22 protein-coding genes and 1 pseudogene are annotated in these 24,696 nt (G+C 43.7%); 7 read left to right on the forward strand and 16 right to left on the reverse strand.

Annotation, left to right across the window (positions count from 1 at the left end):
• The first annotated feature begins 2 nt into the window (after positions 1–2).
• The gene (gene parC, locus MKX71_RS09735; RefSeq protein ID WP_339231996.1) at positions 3–2,423 is read left to right on the forward strand and encodes a DNA topoisomerase IV subunit A; all 2,421 of its coding nucleotides are present in this window, start codon (positions 3–5) and stop codon (positions 2,421–2,423) included.
• 46 nt (positions 2,424–2,469) lie between these two features.
• Here the strand turns inward: parC and MKX71_RS09740 are convergent, their stop codons facing one another.
• Positions 2,470–2,595 carry a hypothetical protein gene (locus tag MKX71_RS09740; RefSeq protein ID WP_003231548.1) on the reverse strand — a complete coding sequence of 42 codons (126 nt, stop codon included), beginning with the start codon at positions 2,593–2,595 and terminating at the stop codon, positions 2,470–2,472.
• Between the two features lie 25 nt (positions 2,596–2,620).
• Positions 2,621–2,974, reverse strand: coding sequence for a hypothetical protein (locus MKX71_RS09745; protein ID WP_014476950.1), 354 nt, complete (start codon positions 2,972–2,974; stop codon positions 2,621–2,623).
• 509 nt (positions 2,975–3,483) lie between these two features.
• Between MKX71_RS09745 and MKX71_RS09750 the strand changes: the two genes are divergently transcribed.
• The 3 genes from MKX71_RS09750 to MKX71_RS09760 all read left to right on the forward strand — a co-directional run bounded on the left by MKX71_RS09750 (position 3,484) and on the right by MKX71_RS09760 (position 7,014).
• On the forward strand, positions 3,484–4,881 hold the full coding sequence (locus tag MKX71_RS09750; RefSeq protein WP_339231998.1) for an alanine/glycine:cation symporter family protein: 1,398 nt from the start codon (positions 3,484–3,486) through the stop codon (positions 4,879–4,881).
• A gap of 302 nt (positions 4,882–5,183) precedes the next feature.
• Complete coding sequence (eglS, locus tag MKX71_RS09755) at positions 5,184–6,683, forward strand: endo-1,4-beta-glucanase EglS (RefSeq protein WP_003231540.1); 1,500 nt, start codon at positions 5,184–5,186, stop codon at positions 6,681–6,683.
• Between the two features lie 67 nt (positions 6,684–6,750).
• Complete coding sequence (locus tag MKX71_RS09760) at positions 6,751–7,014, forward strand: YnfE family protein (RefSeq protein ID WP_003231535.1); 264 nt, start codon at positions 6,751–6,753, stop codon at positions 7,012–7,014.
• Positions 7,015–7,272: 258 nt separating this feature from the next.
• On the opposite strand, the gene xynC is transcribed toward MKX71_RS09760, so the two are convergent.
• Together xynC and xynD are read right to left on the reverse strand one after the other, a co-directional pair.
• A complete protein-coding gene (gene xynC, locus MKX71_RS09765) occupies positions 7,273–8,541 on the reverse strand; it encodes a glucuronoarabinoxylan endo-1,4-beta-xylanase XynC (protein WP_015251993.1) in 1,269 nt (422 codons plus the stop codon).
• Positions 8,542–8,671: 130 nt separating this feature from the next.
• Positions 8,672–10,213, reverse strand: a complete 1,542-nt coding sequence (gene xynD, locus MKX71_RS09770) for an alpha-L-arabinofuranosidase (RefSeq protein WP_192858407.1) — start codon at positions 10,211–10,213, stop codon at positions 8,672–8,674.
• A 594-nt stretch (positions 10,214–10,807) separates the two neighbouring features.
• On the opposite strand from xynD, the gene MKX71_RS09775 reads away from it, so the two are divergent.
• The 3 genes from MKX71_RS09775 (at position 10,808) to MKX71_RS09785 (ending at position 12,823) form a co-directional block, all read left to right on the forward strand.
• A complete protein-coding gene (locus MKX71_RS09775) occupies positions 10,808–11,254 on the forward strand; it encodes a GtrA family protein (protein ID WP_167408187.1) in 447 nt (148 codons plus the stop codon).
• 6 nt (positions 11,255–11,260) lie between these two features.
• Entirely contained in the window at positions 11,261–12,154 is an 894-nt protein-coding gene (gene galU, locus MKX71_RS09780) for a UTP--glucose-1-phosphate uridylyltransferase GalU (protein ID WP_277737176.1), read from the forward strand.
• 72 nt (positions 12,155–12,226) lie between these two features.
• Positions 12,227–12,823: a DedA family protein gene (locus tag MKX71_RS09785; protein WP_003231529.1), complete on the forward strand. Its 597-nt coding sequence runs from the start codon at positions 12,227–12,229 to the stop codon at positions 12,821–12,823.
• A gap of 48 nt (positions 12,824–12,871) precedes the next feature.
• On the opposite strand, the gene nrnB is transcribed toward MKX71_RS09785, so the two are convergent.
• From nrnB to MKX71_RS09845, 12 genes and pseudogenes are all read right to left on the reverse strand, one after another.
• A complete protein-coding gene (gene nrnB / locus MKX71_RS09790) occupies positions 12,872–14,071 on the reverse strand; it encodes an oligoribonuclease NrnB (RefSeq protein WP_015714023.1) in 1,200 nt (399 codons plus the stop codon).
• Between the two features lie 169 nt (positions 14,072–14,240).
• Positions 14,241–15,776 (reverse strand): acyl-CoA carboxylase subunit beta, encoded by a 1,536-nt coding sequence (locus tag MKX71_RS09795; protein WP_080344200.1) that lies wholly within the window; start codon positions 15,774–15,776, stop codon positions 14,241–14,243.
• 10 nt (positions 15,777–15,786) lie between these two features.
• Entirely contained in the window at positions 15,787–16,569 is a 783-nt protein-coding gene (locus MKX71_RS09800) for an enoyl-CoA hydratase (RefSeq protein ID WP_114523485.1), read from the reverse strand.
• A 20-nt stretch (positions 16,570–16,589) separates the two neighbouring features.
• Positions 16,590–17,489 carry a hydroxymethylglutaryl-CoA lyase gene (gene ldeG, locus MKX71_RS09805; RefSeq protein WP_015714026.1) on the reverse strand — a complete coding sequence of 300 codons (900 nt, stop codon included), beginning with the start codon at positions 17,487–17,489 and terminating at the stop codon, positions 16,590–16,592.
• Positions 17,490–17,503: 14 nt separating this feature from the next.
• Positions 17,504–17,725, reverse strand: coding sequence for an acetyl-CoA carboxylase biotin carboxyl carrier protein subunit (locus MKX71_RS09810; RefSeq protein WP_014479957.1), 222 nt, complete (start codon positions 17,723–17,725; stop codon positions 17,504–17,506).
• Positions 17,726–17,739: 14 nt separating this feature from the next.
• The gene (locus tag MKX71_RS09815) at positions 17,740–19,074 is read right to left on the reverse strand and encodes an acetyl-CoA carboxylase biotin carboxylase subunit (RefSeq protein WP_101172430.1); all 1,335 of its coding nucleotides are present in this window, start codon (positions 19,072–19,074) and stop codon (positions 17,740–17,742) included.
• A gap of 9 nt (positions 19,075–19,083) precedes the next feature.
• Entirely contained in the window at positions 19,084–20,733 is a 1,650-nt protein-coding gene (locus MKX71_RS09820) for an AMP-binding protein (RefSeq protein ID WP_339232000.1), read from the reverse strand.
• Between the two features lie 43 nt (positions 20,734–20,776).
• Complete coding sequence (locus tag MKX71_RS09825) at positions 20,777–21,919, reverse strand: acyl-CoA dehydrogenase (RefSeq protein ID WP_101172428.1); 1,143 nt, start codon at positions 21,917–21,919, stop codon at positions 20,777–20,779.
• 90 nt (positions 21,920–22,009) lie between these two features.
• Positions 22,010–22,312 (reverse strand): annotated as a pseudogene (locus tag MKX71_RS09830) (DUF5367 family protein).
• A complete protein-coding gene (locus MKX71_RS09835; protein ID WP_032729029.1) occupies positions 22,302–22,469 on the reverse strand; it encodes a hypothetical protein in 168 nt (55 codons plus the stop codon). Before MKX71_RS09835 ends, MKX71_RS09830 begins: the two are co-directional and overlap by 11 nt.
• A gap of 104 nt (positions 22,470–22,573) precedes the next feature.
• Positions 22,574–24,106 (reverse strand): glycoside hydrolase family 10 protein, encoded by a 1,533-nt coding sequence (locus MKX71_RS09840; protein ID WP_339232002.1) that lies wholly within the window; start codon positions 24,104–24,106, stop codon positions 22,574–22,576.
• A gap of 135 nt (positions 24,107–24,241) precedes the next feature.
• The gene (locus MKX71_RS09845; RefSeq protein WP_015251983.1) at positions 24,242–24,634 is read right to left on the reverse strand and encodes a DUF1360 domain-containing protein; all 393 of its coding nucleotides are present in this window, start codon (positions 24,632–24,634) and stop codon (positions 24,242–24,244) included.
• Positions 24,635–24,696: the final 62 nt, after the last annotated feature.

Below are 24,696 nucleotides of genomic sequence, written 5' to 3' on the forward strand. Positions count from 1 at the left end.
GATTGTCACAGCCAGAATTATTTCATGATTTACCATTAGAAGAGGTGATCGGCGACCGTTTTGGACGCTACAGTAAATATATTATTCAAGACAGGGCGCTGCCCGATGCGAGAGACGGATTAAAGCCGGTACAGCGCAGAATTCTGTATGCAATGCATACAGATGGAAACACGTTTGATAAAAACTTCAGAAAAGCGGCCAAAACGGTCGGTAACGTCATCGGTAACTATCATCCGCACGGTGACAGCTCGGTTTATGAAGCAATGGTGCGGATGAGCCAGGATTGGAAAGTTCGTAATGTGTTAATCGAAATGCATGGAAACAATGGAAGCATCGACGGAGATCCCCCGGCAGCCATGCGTTATACAGAGGCACGATTATCTCCGATAGCATCTGAGCTTCTTCGGGATATTGACAAAAACACGGTTGAATTTGTGCCGAACTTCGATGATACAAGCAAGGAGCCTGTCGTACTCCCGGCGATGTTTCCTAACCTATTGGTCAACGGATCTACCGGGATTTCAGCAGGATACGCGACCGACATTCCCCCTCATCATCTGGGAGAAGTCATTGATGCTGTCATTAAGCGTATTCAAATGCCTTCTTGCTCTGTTGATGAACTCATGGAAGTCATTAAAGGGCCTGATTTTCCGACAGGCGGTATTATTCAGGGCGTTGAAGGGATAAGAAAAGCTTACGAAACCGGAAAAGGAAAAATCATTATCCGCGGAAAGGCTGAAATTGAAACAATCAGAGGCGGACGAGAACAAATTGTCATTACTGAAATTCCATTTGAAGTAAATAAAGCAAACCTTGTAAAAAAAATGGACGAGTTCCGTATTGATAAAAAGGTTGAAGGCATCTCAGAGGTTCGTGATGAAACGGATCGAACAGGGCTGAGAGTGGTCATTGAACTGAAAAAAGAAGCTGATGCCAAAGGTATTTTGAATTTCTTATACAAAAATACTGATTTGCAGATCACATATAACTTCAATATGGTAGCTATCCATAACCGCCGTCCGATGCTGATGAGCCTGCCGTCTATTTTGGATGCATATATCGGACACCAAAAGGAAGTTGTCACAAATCGGTCCGTTTATGAGCTTCAAAAAGCAAAAGACAGACATCATATCGTAGAAGGGCTCATGAAAGCTTTGTCTATTTTAGATGAAGTGATTGCAACAATCCGTTCTTCTAGCGATAAACGTGACGCTAAAAACAATTTGATCGCGAAATATGAATTTACGGAGCCTCAGGCTGAAGCCATCGTGTCATTGCAGCTATATCGTTTAACCAATACAGATATTACAGCGCTTAAGGAAGAGGCAGAAGAGCTCGGTAAAAAAATTGAAGAGCTCGAATCTATTCTGAGCAATGATAAAAAACTGCTAAAAGTGATTACAAACAGCTTAAAAGCACTGAAAAAGAAATATGCAGATACGAGACGCTCCGTGATTGAAGAAAAAATTGAAGAAATTAAAATCAATCTCGAAGTCATGGTTGCATCTGAGGATGTATATGTAACCGTTACGAAGGATGGTTACCTAAAACGGACGAGCCAGCGCTCATTTGCCGCTTCCAACGGTCAGGACTTCGGAATGAAAGATACGGACAGGATGCTGCATCAGTTTGAAATGAATACGACAGACGTGCTGCTGCTCTTTACGAACAAAGGAAGCTACATCTATTGTCCTGTTCACCAGCTGCCTGATATCAGATGGAAGGACATGGGCCAGCATTTTTCAAATCTGATCACTATTGACCGTGATGAAACGATTGTAAAGGCTATACCGATAAAAGAATTTGATCCGTCGGCATATCTTCTATTCTTTACGAAAAACGGGATGGTGAAAAAGACAGAGCTCACCCATTATAAAGCACAGCGTTATTCTAAGGCGCTTGTAGCCTTAAATCTGAAGGGTGAAGATGAACTGATTGATGTACATGTAACAAATGGGGAAAGCCAGATCTTTATGGCCACTCACTTAGGGTATGGTCTATGGTTTGGAGAAGACGAAGTGAATGTAGTTGGCGCGCGTGCGGCAGGTGTCAAAGGGATTAACTTAAAAGAGGATGACTTTGTTGTCTCCGGTGAGATCCTTCAGCAATCTGATTCAATTGTCTTGTTCACACAGCGGGGAGCGGTAAAACGCATGAGTCTTTCTGAGTTCGAGAAGACATCCCGCGCAAAACGCGGTGTCGTAATGCTAAGGGAACTGAAAAAGAATCCTCACCGTGTTGTAGCACTGTTCGCTTGCGGTCTTGAACAGCGGCTAATGGCAGAAACAGAAAAAGGCGATAGAAAAGAACTGCAGGCAAAAGAGTTGCGGACAAACGACAGATACAGCAATGGCTCTTTCTTTTTTGATGAAGAGGAATCAGGCAAGGTTACAGCTGTTTGGCGCCTTCATACAGAACAATAATAAAAAACCCGCTCATACTATATGAGCGGGTTTCGTTTGTTTTTTATCAGCTTTCATGGTTGGTGAATAGATCTGTTACAGCATGAATGACTTCAATCCCCTGCCATACAAATAAATTCAGCGCTGTGAAAGAAAATAAGCCTAAAATCACCATTCTTAAGATAAACAACATGTTTAACAGCCTCCCCATATTTTCGTTACATAATCGGGTGATGTTGAACATGAAGTTTGCCGAAATAAGACGATTGATAAAATTTGGCCAGTATAAAGCTTTTTTTCCGCTGACGTCTGCGGGAGTATCCCGTACTTTTGCTTTCAGCGGTCAGCAGCAGAACAGCCATTGCCCATAAAGCGGTCAGCGTAAATGCCCCTGTGATGGATTTCTTCTCATCATCAGCATTTTGGCCGGCTTTCATTTCATGCATTTCCTGCTGGTCGGCTACGGCTTTATAATGATGGCCGATATCAAAGGCGTGGGGAATTGAGAGCAAATGAAAACTGGCAATCGCCAAGAATAAGATGGATGCTTTCAATATCGTTACTTTTTTCAAATGATCTCCCCCTCCTTTAATATTACTGAATATTTTTATAATAATACCCCAATCCATCCTAAAAGTAAACCTGATTTATTAAATTTAAAAATAAACTTAACTTTGTTAAGTATATATCTTTTTGCTTATTTTTGAAAGAGAAAACTTCTTTTATTAGCGTATGTATACCCGGTTTATGGTGTGAATAAAAACATATTTTAAATGATATGTTTGTTGTTTAGGATTTATTACTTTATTTATGTGTAAATCAAAGAGAAAGGCAAGAGAATGGGAAGAAATGATTACATTGTTAATAGGGTACTCTTTTTTTAAAGCCAGCTTGCAAGGAATGTTTTTATTCGTAGGAAAATAATAGAGAAGGGGTCGACAGAGTAACATCTGGCTATGACAATATTCTTCTCGAAAAAACTTCCTAATTCGTCATATTGTGATATAATAAAACTCGTTATGTTAAAAAATCTAACATCAAAATCGAATTCGTATTGAATTGATGAAAACGGGAGGTAAATATGGAGTCTTTTTTCAATAGTTTGATTAATATTCCAAGTGATTTCATCTGGAAATACCTATTTTATATTTTAATAGGGCTTGGATTATTTTTTACCATACGTTTTGGTTTTATCCAATTCCGTTATTTTATTGAAATGTTCAGAATAGTAGGGGAGAAGCCGGAAGGAAATAAAGGTGTTTCATCTATGCAGGCATTCTTTATTTCGGCCGCATCCCGAGTCGGCACAGGGAATTTGACTGGTGTAGCCTTAGCAATTGCGACAGGCGGACCAGGCGCTGTATTTTGGATGTGGGTAGTAGCTGCAGTAGGCATGGCTTCAAGCTTTGTTGAGAGTACGTTAGCGCAGCTTTATAAGGTGAGAGACGGGGAGGATTTCCGCGGAGGCCCGGCTTACTATATTCAAAAGGGTCTTGGTGCCAGATGGCTTGGCATCGTTTTTGCAATCTTAATTACCGTCTCATTCGGCTTGATTTTTAACGCTGTTCAAACAAATACAATTGCTGGAGCATTGGATGGCGCATTCCATGTGAATAAAATAGTTGTAGCCATAGTTCTGGCGGTTTTAACTGCGTTTATCATTTTCGGCGGTTTAAAACGTGTTGTCGCTGTTTCACAGTTAATTGTGCCGGTTATGGCAGGCATTTATATTTTTATCGCTTTATTTGTTGTCATCACGAATATTACGGCTTTCCCTGGCGTTATCGCTACAATTGTTAAAAATGCTTTAGGTTTTGAACAAGTCGTCGGCGGCGGAATAGGCGGCATCATCGTTATCGGTGCGCAACGCGGACTTTTTTCAAACGAAGCAGGAATGGGGAGCGCACCAAACGCGGCTGCGACGGCTCATGTATCCCATCCGGCAAAGCAAGGCTTTATTCAAACATTAGGCGTATTTTTCGATACATTTATCATATGTACGTCCACAGCATTTATTATTTTGCTGTACAGTGTAACGCCAAAAGGCGACGGCATCCAAGTCACACAGGCTGCTCTTAACCATCATATTGGAGGCTGGGCGCCGACTTTCATCGCAGTCGCAATGTTCTTGTTTGCATTCAGTTCAGTTGTCGGCAACTATTATTATGGCGAGACAAACATTGAATTTATTAAAACAAGCAAAACATGGCTGAACATTTACCGTATCGCTGTAATTGCTATGGTTGTGTATGGATCTTTATCAGGCTTCCAAATCGTTTGGGATATGGCGGACCTCTTTATGGGTATCATGGCGCTGATCAACTTAATTGTGATTACGCTGCTGTCAAACGTTGCCTACAAAGTGTATAAAGATTACGCGAAACAGCGTAAACAAGGACTTGATCCTGTATTCAAAGCGAAAAACATCCCAGGGCTGAAAAACGCTGAAACATGGGAAGATGAGAAACAAGAAGTATAATATAAATATAAAACAAAGCTGCATTCAATAGTTGAATGCAGCTTTTTCATTATTGGAAATAAATTTAATTTTTCGACTCGAATGAAAAATGACGTGTAAAGTCCCAATTCAGTCCAGTTTTCTTTGTTCTATATGTGTCATGTGTGTCTTATTCATTGGAGGTAGAGCAAATTGACAGGCTTTTAAACCTCCCAAAAACAAGAAATTAGGTTGATAGACAATCATGAGAAAGATTTTTACAATGAGTTCGTGCTCATAAGAAGTGTAGAGCCAAAATGATGCGAAGGAGGAAAAGATCAGATATGAAACGGTCAATCTCTATTTTTATTACGTGTTTATTGATTACGTTATTGACAATGGGCGGCATGATAGCTTCGCCGGCATCAGCAGCAGGGACAAAAACGCCAGTAGCCAAGAATGGCCAGCTTAGCATAAAAGGTACACAGCTCGTTAACCGAGACGGTAAAGCGGTACAGCTGAAGGGGATCAGTTCACACGGATTGCAATGGTATGGAGAATATGTCAATAAAGACAGCTTAAAATGGCTGAGAGATGATTGGGGTATCACCGTTTTCCGTGCAGCGATGTATACGGCAGATGGCGGTTATATTGACAACCCGTCCGTGAAAAATAAAGTAAAAGAAGCGGTTGAAGCGGCAAAAGAGCTTGGGATATATGTCATCATTGACTGGCATATCTTAAATGACGGTAATCCAAACCAAAATAAAGAGAAGGCAAAAGAATTCTTCAAGGAAATGTCAAGCCTTTACGGAAACACGCCAAACGTCATTTATGAAATTGCAAACGAACCAAACGGTGATGTGAACTGGAAGCGTGATATTAAACCATATGCGGAAGAAGTGATTTCAGTTATCCGCAAAAATGATCCAGACAACATCATCATTGTCGGAACCGGTACATGGAGCCAGGATGTGAATGATGCTGCCGATGACCAGCTAAAAGATGCAAACGTTATGTACGCACTTCATTTTTATGCCGGCACACACGGCCAATTTTTACGGGATAAAGCAAACTATGCACTCAGCAAAGGAGCACCTATTTTTGTGACAGAGTGGGGAACAAGCGACGCGTCTGGCAATGGCGGTGTATTCCTTGATCAATCGAGGGAATGGCTGAAATATCTCGACAGCAAGACCATCAGCTGGGTGAACTGGAATCTTTCTGATAAGCAGGAATCATCCTCAGCTTTAAAGCCGGGGGCATCTAAAACAGGCGGCTGGCGGTTGTCAGATTTATCTGCTTCAGGAACATTCGTTAGAGAAAACATTCTCGGCACCAAAGATTCGACGAAGGACATTCCTGAAACGCCATCAAAAGATAAACCCACACAGGAAAATGGTATTTCTGTACAGTACAGAGCAGGGGATGGGAGTATGAACAGCAACCAAATCCGTCCGCAGCTTCAAATAAAAAATAACGGCAATACCACGGTTGATTTAAAAGATGTCACTGCCCGTTACTGGTATAAAGCGAAAAACAAAGGCCAAAACTTTGACTGTGACTACGCGCAGATTGGATGCGGCAATGTGACACACAAGTTTGTGACGTTGCATAAACCAAAGCAAGGTGCAGATACCTATCTGGAACTTGGATTTAAAAACGGAACGTTGGCACCGGGAGCAAGCACAGGGAATATTCAGCTCCGTCTTCACAATGATGACTGGAGCAATTATGCACAAAGCGGCGATTATTCCTTTTTCAAATCAAATACGTTTAAAACAACGAAAAAAATCACATTATATGATCAAGGAAAACTGATTTGGGGAACAGAACCAAATTAGTTAAGCTTTTTTTTGGCGGACATCAGTAACGATGTCCGTTTTTATCATCTAATAGGAGGTTTGCGTTGTGGATGAAATACTGAAACAGTATATGGTGCTGTATAAAAAAATGAGTAATATGATAAATGGTCCCGACTATCCAGGTAAGGAAAAAGACATCCAGCATCAAAAAGATCAGATCGAAGTTTACGAAAAACAGCTGCAGCAAGGATTTTCTACAGATTATGACTATGATGTGTTTGCTGATTCTGTTATCAAATGCGCATATGGCGATATGACGCTGGAAGATTTAGAAGCCGTTTATTATGGATTGACAACACCATTTTTTTGATTTGTCATTCAGCAGTAAAATTTCAATTTCTGTCTCACTAACTTAAGTATACTTTGATATTGAGACAGAAATTTATTTATTTTGTTTACTTCCTAGAATATATATTATGTAAACTAGAAAAGATGAAGAATAAAGCTTTGCTGTTTTTATGTACATCCTTTCTTCTTCCTGTAATTCAGCAACAAAATAAAAAAGCGATTTCCCAATCGGAAAATCGCCAATTCAGACACTCTATTATTTATGTGTGTCTTTGTGCTCTTAACGATTTACAACAAATGTTGTCACGCTTTGAGCTGGAAGATGAGCCCAAAAATGATTGCCTGATACAGTGAGATTCGTTCCAGGTTGTAGATTGCTGCTGCTGCTCGTGATCCATCTAGATACGTTTGAAGCAGATCCATTCTGCAAAACAAAGTTTTGGTTGACTCCTGTGTTGCTTTTATTGATGGCAACAATAACGACCTTGTTGTCACCTTTATAGGCTGACACGTAAACGTTCGCATTAGGGTTTTTCGTTGCATCAATCCTTACATAGCCGGGACGCACAAACTTTGAGAAATGAGCCATATTGTAGCCGCGTTTGCTGATCGTACCATCTTCTTTCATAGGTCCATATGATCTTCGGATGTACCACCATACATAAGCTTGAAAGTCCCCCTCTACCATCGCATTGTGAATATGCTGTGAAACATCCAATGCCTCAGGCCATCGATCCGCCGAGTTGTTATCACTGTTTGGATAGTATACTTCCGTCATCCAAAGGTCCTTCCCCGCTCCTTTTTGTTTGAAAAGAGGATAAGGGAATTGGCTGACCTGTGTGCCGTACAGGTGAGTTCCGAGAATATCCATATTGGCAAGAGCCTGCGGATCGTTCAAAATCGGGTCCGACAAATTCTTCAAGTATTGAAATGACTCAGGCGCAATGACGCGGGCATTGATTGAGCCGGCGTTTTCTCTCATAAAGCGAAGTATTTCTTGCGGCGTCCACCACGTCCACTCGTGAGCGTAATCAGGCTCGTTTTGTACCGAAATCGCGTAAAGATTCACACCATTATTCTTCATGAAGGTAACAAAATCGTTAAGATGCTGCGCGTATGCTGCGTACTTGTTGTATTTCAGCCGTTTAGCCGATGTGTCACCATTACGATTAAAGGTCTCAACCATATCACTTGGAGGATTCCAAGGAGAAGCAAAAACGATTGCTCCATGTTTGACCGCACTCTTTGCAGTCTCCACCTCTTTATACCAATTATTTCGATTTTCATCTACATGAATTCTTAAGATTGAAAATCCTAACTGGTTCTGTCCATTGCCAAAAGCAGTTTCTCTTTGAGCTGCTGTAAGATCCCCAATCCAAGCCGGGTGATTCATCCCTCCAAAACCGCGAATCACTTGTTTCTCTGCAGATACATTAACTGTTACATCACTGGCTGCCAAAACTTCAGTAGCGCCTGGCCCTAACATGACTGGCAACATAGTGAAACATACTAATAATACACAAATTGTTTTTTTAATGCGTGGAATCATTTATTCCTCTCCTTCGTCATGTGTCTTTTACGGTATTAAAAAATCTGCATGGCATATCCATAATGGCGGGCTGTTCCGGTGATGGCTCGTACTTCACCCGCCTCGTTTTTAAGCGGTCCCATTACGAGTGCTATCTTTGCGTAAACTGCCAGTAATCAAAATTAAACAAGTTTCCTGTACCTGTTCCGGTAAATACAAAGAATACTTTGTGCACACCGGTTGCCCCGCTTACTGCAGTTTCTATTTCTCTCCACGTTTGCGCTCCGCCTGTTGAAGGCACATTCAGAGTTCCAACAAGCTTACCGTCTGCACTATCGAGGCGCACTTCTATTTTCCCGCCTAAAGTGGATGCTACATTTGCTTTAAATGACCTGGCACCGCCCGCTCCGAAGTCTGCATTTCCTACAGCAATCCAGTCTCCATTTTGAATGCTTGTTACATGCTGATTATTTACTGGCCCGCCGGGTGCTGTGGACTTCTCTGTCAAAATGCGTCCATTCCAAGCAAACGTTTCAGCTTCTACCCGGTTATAAGGATTCAAATTGGAAAGCTGTGTTACACCTGCATAATTTGCTGCTACCTCTTGGATGGATCCATCTGGGTTATGCACCAGCTTATTAATATGGGGAGAACGGTATCCTTTGCCGGCCCCGAACAGAGCGGAACTGACAGTTTGCGCGTGGTACACCACATACCACTCGTTTTTAAAATTGAAAACAGCATGATGGTTGTTTCCGCCGCCTCCGAAAAATGCACCCGGATTTTTCAGGAAGTGCCCTCTATATGTAAAGGGACCCATGGGATTTGAACTGGTCATGTAGCCGATCTCACCTGGGGGTTTATCGGCCGGGTGCATGCCGCCGAAATTGATGCAATAGGAATAGTAGTATGTTCCGTTATACTTGTGCAATCCGGAATCTTCAAACATGAAAGGCGCATCAATTGTAGATGCACTTCCCTCAACACTCGTCATATCAGGCCCTAATTTTATGACCCTTGCCGTTTTAGGATTGGCCCATTGTCCCTGCGTTGGATTTGAACCGCCAGGAACGCCTCCGCCGGCATACAGGTAACCGGTTCCGTCGTCATCTACAAATACTGCCGGATCAAAAAGCCATACAACACCAGACATTCCTGGCGTACTAGGCGTTACGAGCGGTTTTCCGATTGGATCGGTCCATGGACCAATCGGGCTGTCTGCGGTGAGAACCCCGATACCTCCGCCGCTGTTTGCGAAATAAAGGAAGAATTTATCCTTGCCATTGATTTTTTTTACTGCGATTGACGGTGCCCATGACGCACCTGCCCATTTTGCAATTCCACGGCCTCCATTAGCTCCATTGGCACCTGCTACCGGAATGGCTCCGTGGTCTGTCCAGTTCACCATATCCGCTGAAGATATGACGAATACTCTATTCAAATTGGCAAATGAATTATCTTTAATTGTTCCGTTGCTATTATATTCATAGTCATCACTTGACATATAGATGTAGACTCTTCCGTTATAGGTCAGCGCAACCGGATCCGCTCCCAAATGATGGTCGATAAGCGGGTTTGAATTCCCTATATGTTTTGCAATTGTAGTACTAGTGGCAGCATACGCAGACTTCCCAGATAAGCAGCTCAATAATAAAACTAGAATCCATAAACATACGCTACACTTTTTCCTCATCACTTCACATCCTCCTTTTTCCTTAAAATGGGGGATTTTCTTTTGGAATTTGATAACAACAGGTCACGAAGATTGCACGCATAAAGTAGCCGGAAGCTGTTTAGCAATGTTCCCAGTTGTTCTGAAAGCTCATCTTCATGTGTCTCCATTCTCTCTTTTCTTCGAGGAGATCGCACCACTCCTTCAAAATTGTTCAAAAAAACTTCTCCATTCCTAGCGACCATTGTCCAGAAAATAAAAAGACAGGATTGTTCATGGCCTCCCACTAATCACATTGAACGGAGATTACATCATTATCCAAGATATCCCTTTATCTAACATCCTACATCATTAAAAAAATTGTGTATAGAAACTTTTGGAGGAGTTAGTGTTCGATTCTACAAAGGAACTGGATACATTTATTCATTGATAAGATGGGGCTAACACTCCGTTTATATTTGTATGTTTTCAGACACAAAAAACAGCCGTTCAATGCGGCTGTTTTTTTCAAGAGTATAAGACTATTGAGCGGTATACCCGCTTTTTCATGTTTTGTTCATATTTTATTAATTGTTTATTCAACACTGTCCGCTATAGTAATCCATATCAACAAATATGACTGCCACTCGCATCTTTTATGAAGGGAGGTCCGTTACGCTGAAAGAAAAAATAAAGACCTTAGGCCGTTTTTGCACCGTAGGCGTCGGCAATACGCTGATAGATTTTGGTGTCTTCTTTCTTCTTACCGCTTGTCATGTCTCTTATCTGCCGGCGCAGATCTGCTCCTATACTGCAGGTATCGCCAACAGCTATGTGTGGAACCGGAATTGGACGTTTTGTGTGAAACGTAAGGCTGACGGGAAAGAGGTCGTGCGTTTTCTCATGATTAATATTGCCGCGTCGGGGATCACCTTTTTGCTACTTTATTTGTTTCAAAATTGCGGCTGCTCGCTTTTGGTGAGTAAGCTCGCCGCCACTATCGGCGGAATGATGATGAATTTTATCGGAAACCGAATCTGGGTATTTGGAGATTCGCTGAAAAACATACAGGATCAGGAGTGAAGATGAATGAGAAAAAAAGTGAGAAAAGCGGTTATACCCGCAGCGGGTTTAGGAACGAGATTTCTGCCGGCGACAAAGGCGCAGCCTAAAGAAATGCTCCCAATCGTCGACAAACCAGCAATCCAATATATTGTAGAAGAGGCCGCAGAGTCAGGAATTGAAGATATACTGATTATTACAGGGAGAAACAAACGCTCGATTGAAGATCATTTTGATCGGTCGGCGGAATTGGAATTCAATCTCCGGGAAAAAGGCAAGACGGAGACACTTAAGGAAATGCAGCAGATTGCCGATTTGGCCAACATTCATTACATCCGCCAGAAAGAACCGCTCGGATTAGGCCATGCGGTGCTGTGTGCGGAGCATTTTATCGGAGATGAGCCTTTTGCCGTTCTCTTAGGTGATGATATTATGGTGTCTGAAACACCGGCTCTTCGGCAATTAATGGATGTATATGACGTTTATGGCACAGAGGTTGTCGGTGTACAGTCAGTTCTCCCTGAGGATGTCAGCAAATATGGTATTATAAATACATCAGGGTCTCAAGGGCATGTATACGAAGTGAACGATTTAGTGGAAAAGCCTTCTCCTGAAGAAGCACCTTCGGAAATCGCAGTAATGGGACGTTATGTGCTGAATTCTTCGATCTTCTCCGTTTTGAAGACAATTGGCAGAGGCGCGGGCAACGAAATTCAGCTGACAGATGCGCTTCGTGAGGTTTGCCGTAAGGAGCCGATCCATGCCCGGTTGCTGGAAGGAAATCGATATGACATTGGCGATAAGCTGGGCTGTTTTAAAGCGAGCACCGAAATCGGCTTAATACGTCCCGAAATGAGATCTCAGCTTTTGGCCTATTTAGAAGATGTGATCAAACGGGAAACGAAAGAAATGCTGCGGTAAAAAAATTGTAACCATCTTGCTCGTCAATCAGTCATATAATAGTGAAAAAGATTAGGACAGGTTGTGAAGAATGTGGGCAGTTTGATAAGCGAAATTTTAACATGGCTGACGAACATGGGATATGCGGGTATTGCGATTGGGTTAATGATTGAAATCATTCCGAGTGAGATTGTATTAGCTTATGGCGGCTATATGGTATCGGAGGGCACGATTGGATTTATTGGCGCAATTATTGCGGGTGTTATCGGGGGCACCATTGCCCAGATCTTTATTTACTGGATCGGCCGCTATGGCGGCAGGCCATTTCTGGACAAATACGGGAAGTATTTATTGATTAAAAAGCATCATATCGACATGTCGGAAAACTGGTTTCAGAAATACGGCGCCGGAGTTGTCTTCTCGGCTCGTTTTATACCGGTTGTCAGACATGCCATATCCATTCCGGCAGGTATTGCCAGAATGCCTTTTCTCAAATTTGTGGTACTGACTGTGCTTGCTATCATTCCATGGTCTATTCTGTTTGTTTATTTAGGCATACAGCTAGGAAGCCAGTGGGATGATGTTGAGAATATAGCGGGCACTTATACAACACCGATTATGATATTGGCTGTTGTCGTGATAGCCCTTTATTTTGTGATTAAGAAACGTACAGCCATATTTAAACGATAGCTAGCGGATATGCATAGGGGTGACTGACGCTCCCCTATGCATATTTTTTTACTTGCGATGTTGATTTGCCAGCTTCAGATTCTCCGCTAAAAATGCAACAAACACTTCATCCCGCACAAGCGATGCGGCATAATTTCTCTTAATAAACCATTCTGCTTCTTCAAACGCTGCGAATGTTTCGTCTTGGGTTTCTCCGTTAATTTGAATATTCCATTCGTTGTCTAAAGGGAAAAGAAAAAATCTCATTTGTGCGCGATTTTCATATAATGATCCATTCGCAGATCCCTTTAGATTATAGATGTTACGGAAGGCATCCGGCCGTACAGGATCAATGCGGAAAGCTTCAGCTACAAACAACTCGTATACTTCATCGGTTATTGAACAGCCGGACGCTTTTGCATGCCCTCCGCCGCCATATCGGCCGGCGATTTCTGACACATCGATGTAATCATGAATGGTGCGGAGACTGACTCGTTTTGACCCCATGCTCAAAATCGCAATGTAATCGAGGTGCGGGTTATCTTTCCCTAGCCTGTTCCCCAGCTCTGAATGGTACGATTCAGCGTGAACGATGCCTACACAGTGTTCGTGAACAAAGGTTTGTACCATTTCCCTTTTCTTTCTGCGGAGGTAGCGCTCGATTTTTTCGTCTTCTAAATCAAGCAGTTTTTCTTCAAAATCATCGAAGAAAAATTCGTCATGCGTGGAAAGGCGCTGGATCATTTTTGCTTCAAATTCATCGATTGACAGCAAAAAGAAAAGATCATTAAGCCGCTTCGCCTGTTTTTGATCGTACCGCTCCCACTCCCATGTATCGTATTGGCGGACGAGCTCTGTGAATTGATCTAAGGCGTTTGTCGGTTTCATGAAGCCATTTTCAACGAGATAGCCATATAAAAGCGATGTCGCGGATGTGAGCCTTCCATCATCGTATTCCACCTGGACAAATCCCCATTCATGCTCATTCAAATGAAGGGCTGTTTTATGATGGTCAATGAGCTTCACTTTGCCCCCTGCATGAACATACTCATTCAATCTCTCTTCGTTTTCTTCATTGACGGCGAGATCGGTGATGAATAACGCGTCCTGTCTGTTGCTCTCCTTCGCTTTTTCTAAAAAGTACTGCACCTGTGCGTTTAAGCCGTTGACAGAGTTATACCGGACCTCTACGTCTTTTCCGAACGCTAATTTTGCTACGATTCCGCACCCTACTCCGTCCAAGTCGTTATGTGAATATAAATGATACATAATGTGGGCCCCTTTTTATGATAAACTGACAATTGCCGCTAGAGGTGCGGCAGCCTTTATTTACTATTCTAAAAAACCAAGCGTTTTATGCAATGGTAATTAGTTTACATAATGTTGTTATTGTAAATATATAAAGGAGCGCTTTTTTTGCGCTCCTAAGTTCTTGCTTTTACACTGGATAAACCGGATGCTTTCGATTGGTAAATGTCATTTCCTTTGTCATGTATGCCTTGAGCCGTTTGGCCAGCTCATCACGCAGCGAATTGGCTGGGATAACAGCATCAATGATCATTTCTGAAGCCAGACGGTAGATATTGATGTCCTCTTTGTATTCCTCCCGTTTGCTGCTGATAAATGCGGCTCTCTCTTCTTCTGGCAGCTCGGCGATTTTTTTAGCGTAGACAGCGTTTACAGCGGCCTCAGGGCCCATGACGGCGATTTGGGCGGTTGGGAGCGCTAGACAGCAATCCGGTTCAAATGCCGGCCCTGCCATTGCATACAACCCCGCCCCGTAAGCTTTTCGGACAATGACAGAGAGTTTTGGAACAGTTGCCTCCGACATCGCAGAAATCATTTTCGCTCCGTGTCTGATAATCCCAGCCTGTTCTACTTTTGTGCCAATCATAAAACCGGGGATATCGGCTAAGAACAGCAATGGGATATGAAAAGCGTCACATAAGGTAATAAACTTAGCCGCTTTGTCTGCTGAATCGTGGAATAAGACGCCTCCTTTTACCTTCGGCTGGTTTGCAACAATGCCGACAGGCTGTCCGTGGATTCGTGCGAGGCCCGTCAATAATTCCGGTGCAAATAAGGCTTTGATCTCAAAAAATGAGTCTTCATCTATGACCCGCTCAATCAGCTCATGCATATCAAAAGGTGCGTTTTGATTTTGCGGAATGACGTCGGCAAGCGGAGTGTCGAAGTGTTTTGGCGGGCGTTTCTCATGAATGGGCGCTTTTTCTTGAAAATTTGCCGGAAAGTAAGACAAATAAGCCCGCGCCAGCTGTATGGCTTCTTCTTCAGTTTCTGCAAGAATATCTCCGCAGCCGGAGATTGAGCAATGCATACGGGCGCCACCCATTTCTTCAAGAGACACTTTTTCTCCAATAACCATTTCCGCCATCCTTGGCGAGCCTAAATACATGGAGGCGTTACCGTCTACCATAACGACGATATCACAGAAGGCCGGAATATAAGCGCCACCTGCTGCAGATGGTCCGAAAAGCAGACAGATTTGCGGAATGCGTCCCGATAATTTGACTTGATTGTAAAAAATTCTTCCTGCACCGCGTCTCCCTGGAAAGACATTGATTTGGTCGGTAATTCGGGCGCCTGCCGAATCGACTAAATAAATGAGCGGACAGTTTAATTTTTCGGCGGTTTCTTGAATTCTGATGATTTTTTCAACTGTTTTTGCTCCCCATGACCCCGCTTTCACTGTTGAATCATTCGCCATGACGCAAACGGTTTGGCCGCCGATTTTGCCAATAGCGGTTACAACTCCGTCAGCGGGAAGCCCGTCTGACATACATTCCGCAAAAAAAGCGTCTTCTAGCTCAATGTCATCGTCAAAGAGAAGGGAAAGCCGCTCTCTGACAAAGAGCTTGCCTTTTTCCCGATTGCTTTGATGATACTTTTCCGCTCCGCCTTTTCGAATCCGTTCAGCCCGTTCTGTTCGTTCCTTTTCATAATCCATGAGCATTGCCTCCCTTTTATATTCCCTTGTATACGGCCCGTCTTTTTTCTTGAAAGGCCTGAAGCCCTTCTCTCCTGTCTTTTGTCGGGATGGTTTGTTCATACGCTTTTTGTTCAATCGCAAGACCTGTAGCGAGATCTGTCTCCAATCCTTTATTGATTGCAAATTTAGCCTGACGGACAGCGATCGGCCCGTTGGCAGAAATGGCTGCGGCCAGTTCCTCTGCTTTTGGCATAAGGTCATAAGGAGCCGTGACATGCTCTACAAGGCCGATTTCTTTTGCTTCGTGTGCGGTCACGCGTCTGCCTGTATAAATGAATTCTTTTGCTTTTCCTCTGCCAATCAGCCGGGGCAGCCTTTGGGTCCCTCCAGCGCCCGGGATAATAGCTAACCCTGTTTCCGGAAGTCCCAGCACAGCTGATTCAGTTGCGATTCGAAGGTCGCATGCCAATGCCAATTCTAGTCCGCCGCCTAATGCGCTTCCATTTATCGCAGCTATGACCGGCTGCGGCAAGGCATCAAGTAAAGCCGCCGTTCTTTGAATGAGAGATACACTTTCCAGAACCTGATCTTCTTTCAGTTTTATCCGTTCCTTCAGGTCTGCCCCTGCACAAAACGCTTTTTCACCGGTGCCTGTGAGGATGACACAGCGGATGTTTGAGTTGAATTCAATTTCCTGAAGAATCATTTGCAGGTTTCTAAGCATTTCCGCTGAAAGAGCATTTGCTGCCTGAGGCCTGTTTAAGGTGATCAACGCCATATGTTCATTTTTAACAGTAAAAAGAATAGAGTCTCCCATTGTATGCGTCCTCCCTTTTATCAAGATGATTTAAACACCTGTAAATTTCTGCTCGGCAGCGGTTTGCCCATTTTTTCTTCTATCCATTTGGCCGCAGATAGCAGTTTTTCTAGCTTTACATTTGTTTTGATATCCATCTGTTCAAGCATGTACACGATATCCTCAGTTGCGGCGTTTCCTGATGAACCTGGCGCATATGGGCATCCCCCAAGCCCGCCTGCCGAGCCATCGAACACCGTGATGCCCATTTGGAGTGCTGTGACCATGTTGGCCAGAGCGGTTCCTCTCGTATCATGAAAATGCAGGGCAATTTGATTAGCCGGGAATCGTGCCAAAAGAGCTTCAAGTACAGTTTCCACTTGGGCGGGATTAGCCGCTCCAATCGTATCTCCAAGCGACAGTTCAGAAATCCCGAATTCAAATAGAGCTTCTGAAAGGCGAATGACTTGTTCAATGGGGACATCTTTTTCGTACGGACAGCCGAAAACAGTCGAGAGGTAGGCTCTTGTTGTGAGGTTTGCTTTTTTTGCGTCGTTGTTTACTTGTTTGAGTATATGAAGGGATTCAGAAGTGGATTTATTGATGTTTTTTCTGTTGTGCGTCTCGCTGGCGGACATAAAAACGCAAGCTTCGTTAATGCCTCCTTCAAGCGCATTCTCCAGTCCTCTTTGATTCGGGACAAGTGCCGCGTACGTTACCCCTTTTTCACGGTCGATGCCTTTTGCTACGTCGATAGCATCTCGAAGCGCCGGAATCCATTTCGGGTGAACGAAGGATGTGATTTCAATATACGAAAGCCCTGTCCGGGAAAGCTGGTTGATCCAGGTTATTTTATCCTCTGTTGCGATCCATACGGGCTCGTTTTGTAAGCCGTCACGCGGGCCGACTTCTTTGATTGTCACTTTTTTAGGATATGACATGGTCTTCCTCCAAATTATTGAGTGGAATTGCTCAGTTCGAGCAGTACGTCTCCTTCATTTACAAAGTCGCCTTCATTTTTTTTGACTTCTTTTACGATTCCGCTTCTATCTGCAACGATCGGGATTTCCATTTTCATCGATTCCAAAATGGCTACCTCCTGGCCCTTTTCGATTTGGTCGCCGGCTTTGACGTGGACTTTCCACAGGTTTCCTGCCATTTGTATGCTAACCGTCATGACAACTGCCTCCTTTATAGGTGTTGTTTCAAAAAGTCAGTCGTGACATCCCCTTCTTTAAATGCCTTTGTTGCCGCAGCCTGTATGAGAAGCGGAAGATTTGTTTTGATTCCCTCTACACGATAGTCGCGAAGCGCTGTCTCTAGTTTTTCAATTGCTTCTGTTCTGGTTTGGCCTTTGACAATCATCTTAGCAATCATCGGGTCATAAAAAGGGGTAACGGTGCTGTCTTTTGCTACCGCACATTCGTGTCTGACTCCTTTTTGGTCAGGAAGTGAAAACGCAGTGATCGTACCTGGTGACGGGAAGAAGGTCTTGGGATCTTCCGCGTATATTCGAACCTCTATCGCATGCCCGTTCCGTTGGATGTCTTTTTGGGAGAATGTGAGTGTATGGCCCGCAGCAATCCGCAGCTGCTGCTCAACTAAGTCCAGGCCAGTTATTTCTTCAGTCACGGGGTGTTCAACTTGCAGTCTCGTATTCATTTCGAGGAAATAAAAATTTTGCTTCTGGTCAACTATAAATTCGATGGTGCCTGCGTTCGTATAGCCGATTGCCTTCGCTGCTTTTACCGCTGTTTGCCCGATCTTCATTCTTAGTTCATCGTCTACAAATGGAGACGGTGCTTCTTCAATGACTTTTTGGTGGCGCCTCTGAACAGAGCAATCACGTTCAAACAGATGTACTGTATGGCCGTGTTGATCGGCCAAAAGCTGAACCTCGATGTGACGCGCATGTTCAATAACTTTTTCTATATACATCGACCCGTCACCGAAAAAATCTGCTGCGCGTTTTTTGTTTCCCTCGTACGCTTTTTTTAATGCTTCTTCATCTTCAACACGCTGCATTCCGATGCCCCCTCCGCCCGCTGAAGCTTTCAGCATGACAGGATAGCCGATTTGACTTGCGGTGCGGCAGGCTGCCTCTATATCTCCGAGGGATTCAGAAACGCCCGGCACCACAGGGACACCTGCAGCCTCCATTGCTTTTCGCGCTTCAATTTTGCTGCCCATCTTTGCGATGATATCAGGGGAAGGTCCGATAAACACGATTTTTTCTTGCTTGCAGCGTTCAGCGAACCGGCTGTTTTCTGATAACAATCCATATCCCGGGTGGATCGCGTCGGCTTTTGCTTTTTTCGCCGTCTTTATGATTCTCTCTATATTTAAATAACTTTCACTGACTCTCGATTCCCCGATCAAATATGCCTCTGTAGCGGCTTTTGTATGGGGCGCGTCCTTGTCTGCTTCTGAATAAACAGCGACCGTTTTAATGCCGAGACGGCTGCATGTTCGGATAATTCTCATTGCAATTTCTCCGCGGTTGGCGATCAGTACTTTTGTAAACATGATTTCACCTCATTGACTTGATGATAGGTTGAACATTTCAATCGTTTTTTCTCGCAGTTTATATTTTTGAATTTTGCCTGAGGCCGTCATCGGATAGTCATCCGTAAAAATAACATAACGCGGAATTTTGTGGCGGGCGATTTTCCCTTTGCAATAGGCTTTAAGCTCATCAGGTGAAACGCTTTTACCGTCTTTCAGTTTAATCCAGGCTGCAGCTTCCTCCCCGAATTTGGCGTCAGGCACACCAACGACCTGTACATCTAAAACAGCGGGATGCCGGTATAAAAATTCTTCAATTTCCCGCGGATAAATGTTCTCGCCGCCTCTGATGAGCATATCTTTTAATCTTCCAGTGATGCGGCAGTACCCGTCTTCATCCATGACAGCAAGATCTCCGGTAAACAGCCATCCGTCATGATTGATTGCTTTTCTGGTCGCTTCTTTGTCTTTATAATAGCCTTTCATGACGTGATAGCCGCGGGTGCACAGCTCTCCCTGCATGCCTCTTTGAACTTCTTGACATGTCCCGGGTTCTACAATTTTCACTTCAGTATGTGGCAGGGCACGGCCGGTAGTTTCGACTCTTCTTATGAAGGAATCATTTGCTCTCGTTTGTGTAATGACTGGCGAGGCTTCGGTTTGTCCATAGGCGATCGTAATGTCTTTCATGCCCATCCTTTCAATCACAGCTTTCATCACTTCACTTGGACAGGGAGAGCCGGCCATGATTCCTGTTCGGAGCGTCGATAGATCATATGCATCAAAATCCGGATGATGCAGCTCGGCGATAAACATGGTAGGCACACCATGGAGCGCTGTGCATTTCTCTTTTTCTACCGTTTTAAGGACGGTAACGGGATCAAATTCTTGCACGGGTATCATGGCTGCCCCGACGGATACACATGCCAAAACCCCAAGGACGCATCCAAAGCAGTGAAAAAACGGAACAGGGATGCACATGCGGTCTTGAGAGGTTAAAGCCATACATTCAGCGATATTAGCAGCGTTATTGATGACATTGAAATGGGTCAGCATCACGCCTTTTGGAAACCCTGTCGTTCCTGATGTGTATTGCATATTAATCACATTGTCTTTATCCAGGCTGTTCATTCTCTCTTCAAGCTCAGCATCTGTCACTGTTTTCGCCAATATCTCTGTATCGTCCCAATGATACATGCCAGGCAACCGTTTATTGCCAATATAGAGCAGCGTTTTTAAAAAGGGATAGCGTTCAGATTTCAGTTGGCCGGGCTTTGCTTCTTGCAGTTCTGGAATTAAACTGTTCACGATGTCTGGATAAGAAGTGCCCCTGTATGAATCCATGATAATAAGCGCGGCGGCATCCGATTGCTTTAACAAGTAGTCCAGTTCGTGTGCTTGATAATTGGTATTGACGGTTACGAGCACGGCTCCGATCATCGCAGTTGCGAACTGGACGGCAAGCCATTCAGGGATATTAGAAGTCCATATGGCGACGTGGTCTCCTTTTCCAATCCCCATCCGCATGAGACCTTTAGCGGTTTGACGGCACAGACTGTCAAATTGAGCGTACGTATAGCGGATATTTCGGTCTGGATACACAACAGCATCTCGATCGGGATACGCATCAGCTGTTTGTTCCAGCAGCCTGCCGATTGTGGAATGGATGAGTTCAGCCATTCATTGTTCCTCCTTTCTTAATGATAGGAAAGCGTTTACATTTTTATTTTAAAAGCTGTCTGGCGATCACGAGACGCTGAATTTCAGATGTGCCTTCACCGATTTCCATTAATTTTGCGTCCCGCAGCATCCGTTCCACCCCATACTCTTTCATATAGCCTGAACCTCCATGGATTTGAATGGCTTGATTGCAAGCTCTTGTCGCCATTTCAGATGCGAATAGCTTGGCGTACGCCGCTTCTTTGGTGAACGGGCGGTTATGATCTTTCAGCCAGGCGGCTTTTAACACCATTTGCCGTGCCAGATCAATTTCCATCGCCATGTCAGCAAGCTTAAATTGAATCGCTTGAAATGAAGAAATCGGCTGTCCAAACTGCTTTCGTTCTTTCGCATATGCCAATGATGCGTCAAGGGCCGCTTGAGCAATGCCGACTGCAAGAGCAGCGATGGAGATTCGACCACCGTCCAGCGTATATAGAAACTGTTTAAACCCTTTTGTTGGATCGCCAAGTAAGTTGGCCGCAGGCACTCTTACATCCTCAAGCAAAATTTCCGCTGTATTCGAACCGCGTACGCCCATTTTATCGTACGGGCTCGTAATCGTAAGTCCTGGTGTGTCAGTTGGCACGATTAATGCGGAGATGATGTTTATTCCGTCTTTGTTTTTGCCTGTTACGGCGGTTACAATAACTGTGCGTGCGTAGCTTGCATTAGTGATCCAGCACTTTTCGCCGTTGATTACATACTCGTCACCATTTGAAATCGCTTTTGTTTGAGTGCCTCCTGCATCTGAGCCGGCATTTGGCTCCGTCAGGCCGAATGATCCGAGTGCTGTGCCTGAAGCCAGCGGCGTCAAATGCGTCTGTTTTTGCTCTTCTGTTCCGAAGTAGTAAAGAGGGCTTGCGCCTAGCGAGACCGCTGCAGCATAGCTTAATCCAGTACTGCCGCAGGCTTTGCCGACTTCTTCAACCGCTAAGGCATATGAAATCGTATCACCGCCAGATCCGCCGTATTCTTCTGGAAATGGAATACCCATCAGGCCGAGTTCACCCATTTTTTCAAATGTTTGCATCGGGAACTCGCCTGTTTGATCTACATGTTCAGCGTGAGGAGCAATTTCTTTTTTCGCAAAATCTTTTACCATTTCACGCACCATTTGTTGTTCTTTTGTCAGCTCAAAATTCACATCGTTTCCTCCTTCACATCTTTGTAACATCCTATTAGGCGAGTTCTATAATCATTCCCTGACAAGAAAAGTCTGAAAATTAAAACTGGATCATTTTTTATGTGATAATTTCAGCGGAATGAGCAAATACATGCAGTAAGCGCATACCATCCATATCGCAAACGCAAAAACTTGGCCCTTTGATAAAGCCGGGAAGATGAGGGGAGATTCCAAAGGGAAATCGTATCAATCAATAAACCGACCGCTGATCCGCATATATAGCTTGATCACCGCGAACTGTGATTGATCGAGTTTTTGATAGAGAAAGAACACAAGGCATAAAACAAGAGCGGTGCCCGCTTCCAAGAGAAGAAAGTTCGTCAAAAAGGCTTCTTCAGCCGGATCAGTCAACACAGCATCTCCGAACAGCACAAAAAATAATGTGGCACCTAACCAGACTAGAAATGAAAACGTAAAACACGTCCTGTACGTGTTTCTCTTCGATTTTACTTAGTACTAGTTTCTCAGATTCCAATAATGGAAAATGTCCAAACACCGCCTCCATATTCATGTGAATCTCACCTTTGTTTTTTTAAAAAATACAGCGGTTTACCATCGTTTCCTGTCTCCAAAATCACTAAAAAAGACGACTTAGAAAGCCGTCCTTCTCATTTCTTATTTTGTTGTTCGTTTGGAAGCTTTGCTTTCGTTATGAAGCCGGTCTGCTGAAGTGACATAATACGTATATTTCTTGTTGGGATCTGCCGTGTTATCTAAGAAGGTTTGCTGCTCATGTGTTTTTCTTTGCGTTGCCAGCAATGTTCTCTGCTTTTTCCCTTCGGCTCTGTATATCGCATAATAGGCTGTTTCTTTCGTTTTTTGATTTGATGGGTGATCTTTAATCTGCAGAAGATTGCCGTTTTTGTCTTCGGTGACTTTCGTAAGCTTCGGTTTTTTTGGGGCGGTATTGTCAAGCCAAGGCATTTGCGGAACCAGTGCCGGCTTGCTGTAAAGATCGGCGATAAGCCTGTCTTTGATGCCAAGCGGATTTTTGTTGAGATCCTTGAGGCTGAAATGCATGCTTCCTTTCACCAGTTCAAGCTGGCGGTTCAAAGTGATTTGCCGCACATATTCCTCAGGGTCGGACCAAGGCGGATCAAAATTGTTATTGATTTTATATGCTGCCTGGCCAATATATAAGTGAACAGGCCTATTTTTGACTTCATTGCTCCACCAATCAGCCAGCACGTCGTACGCCGCTGCGTTAAAGCCGATACTCCAATAAATTTGCGGAGCAATATAATCGATGTCGCCTTCTTGGATCCAATGCCTTGTGTCTGCATATAGATCGTCATAATTTCTGACGCCTGCTTTTGTATTCGATCCGGTCGGGTCATCTGCGGCGTTTCTCCATACTCCAAAGGGACTGATGCCGAATTTGACATACGGTTTTGCAGCTTTAATTGTTTGGTTGATTTGTTTGACAAGCTGGTTCACATTGTCCCGCCGCCAGTCATCGATATTAGAAAAAGCGTCTTTTCCGTATTGTTCATACTGTGCTTGATCAGGAAATTCCTGTCCTGCTATTTTATAAGGGTAAAAATAATCATCCATATGAACAGCATCGATATCATAATGTTTTACGACTTCTTCAATGCCTTTGACGATAAAATCTCTCGCTTCTGGAATGCCTGGATGATAATACAGCTGGTTTCCGTAGGCGGCAACCCAATCTGGATGTTTTCTTGCCGGGTGACTCTCAGACAATTTATTAAGATCTGTATGATTCATTGTAATACGGTAAGGGTTAAACCACGCGTGAAATTCCAAATTTCGTTTATGGGTTTCTTCAATCATAAATGCAAGAGGATCATAGCCCGGGTCTTTCCCTTGGACACCTGTTAAGTATTCAGACCAAGGTCCGTAAGCGGACGGATAAAAGGCATCAGCCGTCGGTTTAATCTGAACAATAACGGCATTCATTCCCATTTTTTGCACATCATCCAGCAGTTTGCTATACTCCTGCTTTTGCTTTTCAACCGATAACCCTTTTTTTGACGGCCAATCAATGTTCAATACGGAAGCAATCCATACGGCTCTCAGCTCCCTGTCAGACTGCGCATTGGCCATAAACGGAACGGAAATGACAAACGTTCCGATGATCAAGCTGACAAGGAAACGGACAATCGACTTTTGGCAAACCTTCATTCTGTTTCTTCTCCCCCATTACATCACTTTCACTATTCGCTATTACGGTATTCCCGGGCTTTAAAAGGGTGATTAACAGAATGTCTATCTCACTAAATAAACGAAAAAAGTCCTAAAGCATGTTGTGAACCGCTTTTAGGACTTTTTATCATTCATCATGGTTTGCAGACTTTTTAACACATCAATAAGTTTTACGCCGACACCGACAGCCGTTTCAAGGATCGCTTGTGCTCCGGCAATGGCTAAAATAAAGATCAGCGGTATTGCAATACGAGGCAAAAAAAGATAGCCAAGTCCGATCAAGATGGCACACCAAACACCGGCACACCAGTAGCAATTGAGCATGTATCCAAAGTTAGAAGCCGGCACGCTTTTTTCATCTACATGCCCGTTTTGATCAACAATCCTTTTCTTTTTCATAAAAGGTTTTCGGATAAATTCTGTGATTTTGTCGAATACAATCAAATGTGTCAGCCTGTAACTGGCTAGAATCAGCATGATAAACGTAAGAAAAGATAAATGCTCCATGACAAGCCTCCAAGAAAAAGGATGATGTTATCATTCCCTAGTGTCATCGATCCATTCTTTGA

It is taken from the genome of Bacillus sp. FSL M8-0071 (assembly GCF_037975455.1).
In the GTDB taxonomy this organism is placed as follows: domain Bacteria; phylum Bacillota; class Bacilli; order Bacillales; family Bacillaceae; genus Bacillus; species Bacillus subtilis.

Bases quoted from the DNA above. Each gene is read 5' to 3' on its own strand.
- MKX71_RS09740 (WP_003231548.1), bottom strand. From the start codon at position 2,595: ATGTTGTTTATCTTAAGAATGGTGATTTTAGGCTTATTTTCTTTCACA.
- galU (WP_277737176.1), top strand. From the start codon at position 11,261: ATGAGAAAAAAAGTGAGAAAAGCGGTTATACCCGCAGCGGGTTTAGGA.
- ldeG (WP_015714026.1), bottom strand. From the start codon at position 17,489: ATGTCATATCCTAAAAAAGTGACAATCAAAGAAGTCGGCCCGCGTGAC.
- MKX71_RS09795 (WP_080344200.1), bottom strand. From the start codon at position 15,776: ATGCTCATGGATTATGAAAAGGAACGAACAGAACGGGCTGAACGGATT.
- MKX71_RS09750 (WP_339231998.1), top strand. From the start codon at position 3,484: ATGGAGTCTTTTTTCAATAGTTTGATTAATATTCCAAGTGATTTCATC.
- MKX71_RS09810 (WP_014479957.1), bottom strand. From the start codon at position 17,725: ATGACGGTTAGCATACAAATGGCAGGAAACCTGTGGAAAGTCCACGTC.
- MKX71_RS09815 (WP_101172430.1), bottom strand. From the start codon at position 19,074: ATGTTTACAAAAGTACTGATCGCCAACCGCGGAGAAATTGCAATGAGA.
- xynC (WP_015251993.1), bottom strand. From the start codon at position 8,541: ATGATTCCACGCATTAAAAAAACAATTTGTGTATTATTAGTATGTTTC.
- MKX71_RS09820 (WP_339232000.1), bottom strand. From the start codon at position 20,733: ATGGCTGAACTCATCCATTCCACAATCGGCAGGCTGCTGGAACAAACA.
- xynD (WP_192858407.1), bottom strand. From the start codon at position 10,213: ATGAGGAAAAAGTGTAGCGTATGTTTATGGATTCTAGTTTTATTATTG.
- MKX71_RS09845 (WP_015251983.1), bottom strand. From the start codon at position 24,634: ATGGAGCATTTATCTTTTCTTACGTTTATCATGCTGATTCTAGCCAGT.
- nrnB (WP_015714023.1), bottom strand. From the start codon at position 14,071: ATGTATCATTTATATTCACATAACGACTTGGACGGAGTAGGGTGCGGA.
- MKX71_RS09835 (WP_032729029.1), bottom strand. From the start codon at position 22,469: ATGAATATGGAGGCGGTGTTTGGACATTTTCCATTATTGGAATCTGAG.
- eglS (WP_003231540.1), top strand. From the start codon at position 5,184: ATGAAACGGTCAATCTCTATTTTTATTACGTGTTTATTGATTACGTTA.
- MKX71_RS09775 (WP_167408187.1), top strand. From the start codon at position 10,808: ATGACTGCCACTCGCATCTTTTATGAAGGGAGGTCCGTTACGCTGAAA.
- MKX71_RS09840 (WP_339232002.1), bottom strand. From the start codon at position 24,106: ATGAAGGTTTGCCAAAAGTCGATTGTCCGTTTCCTTGTCAGCTTGATC.
- MKX71_RS09800 (WP_114523485.1), bottom strand. From the start codon at position 16,569: ATGGGAGACTCTATTCTTTTTACTGTTAAAAATGAACATATGGCGTTG.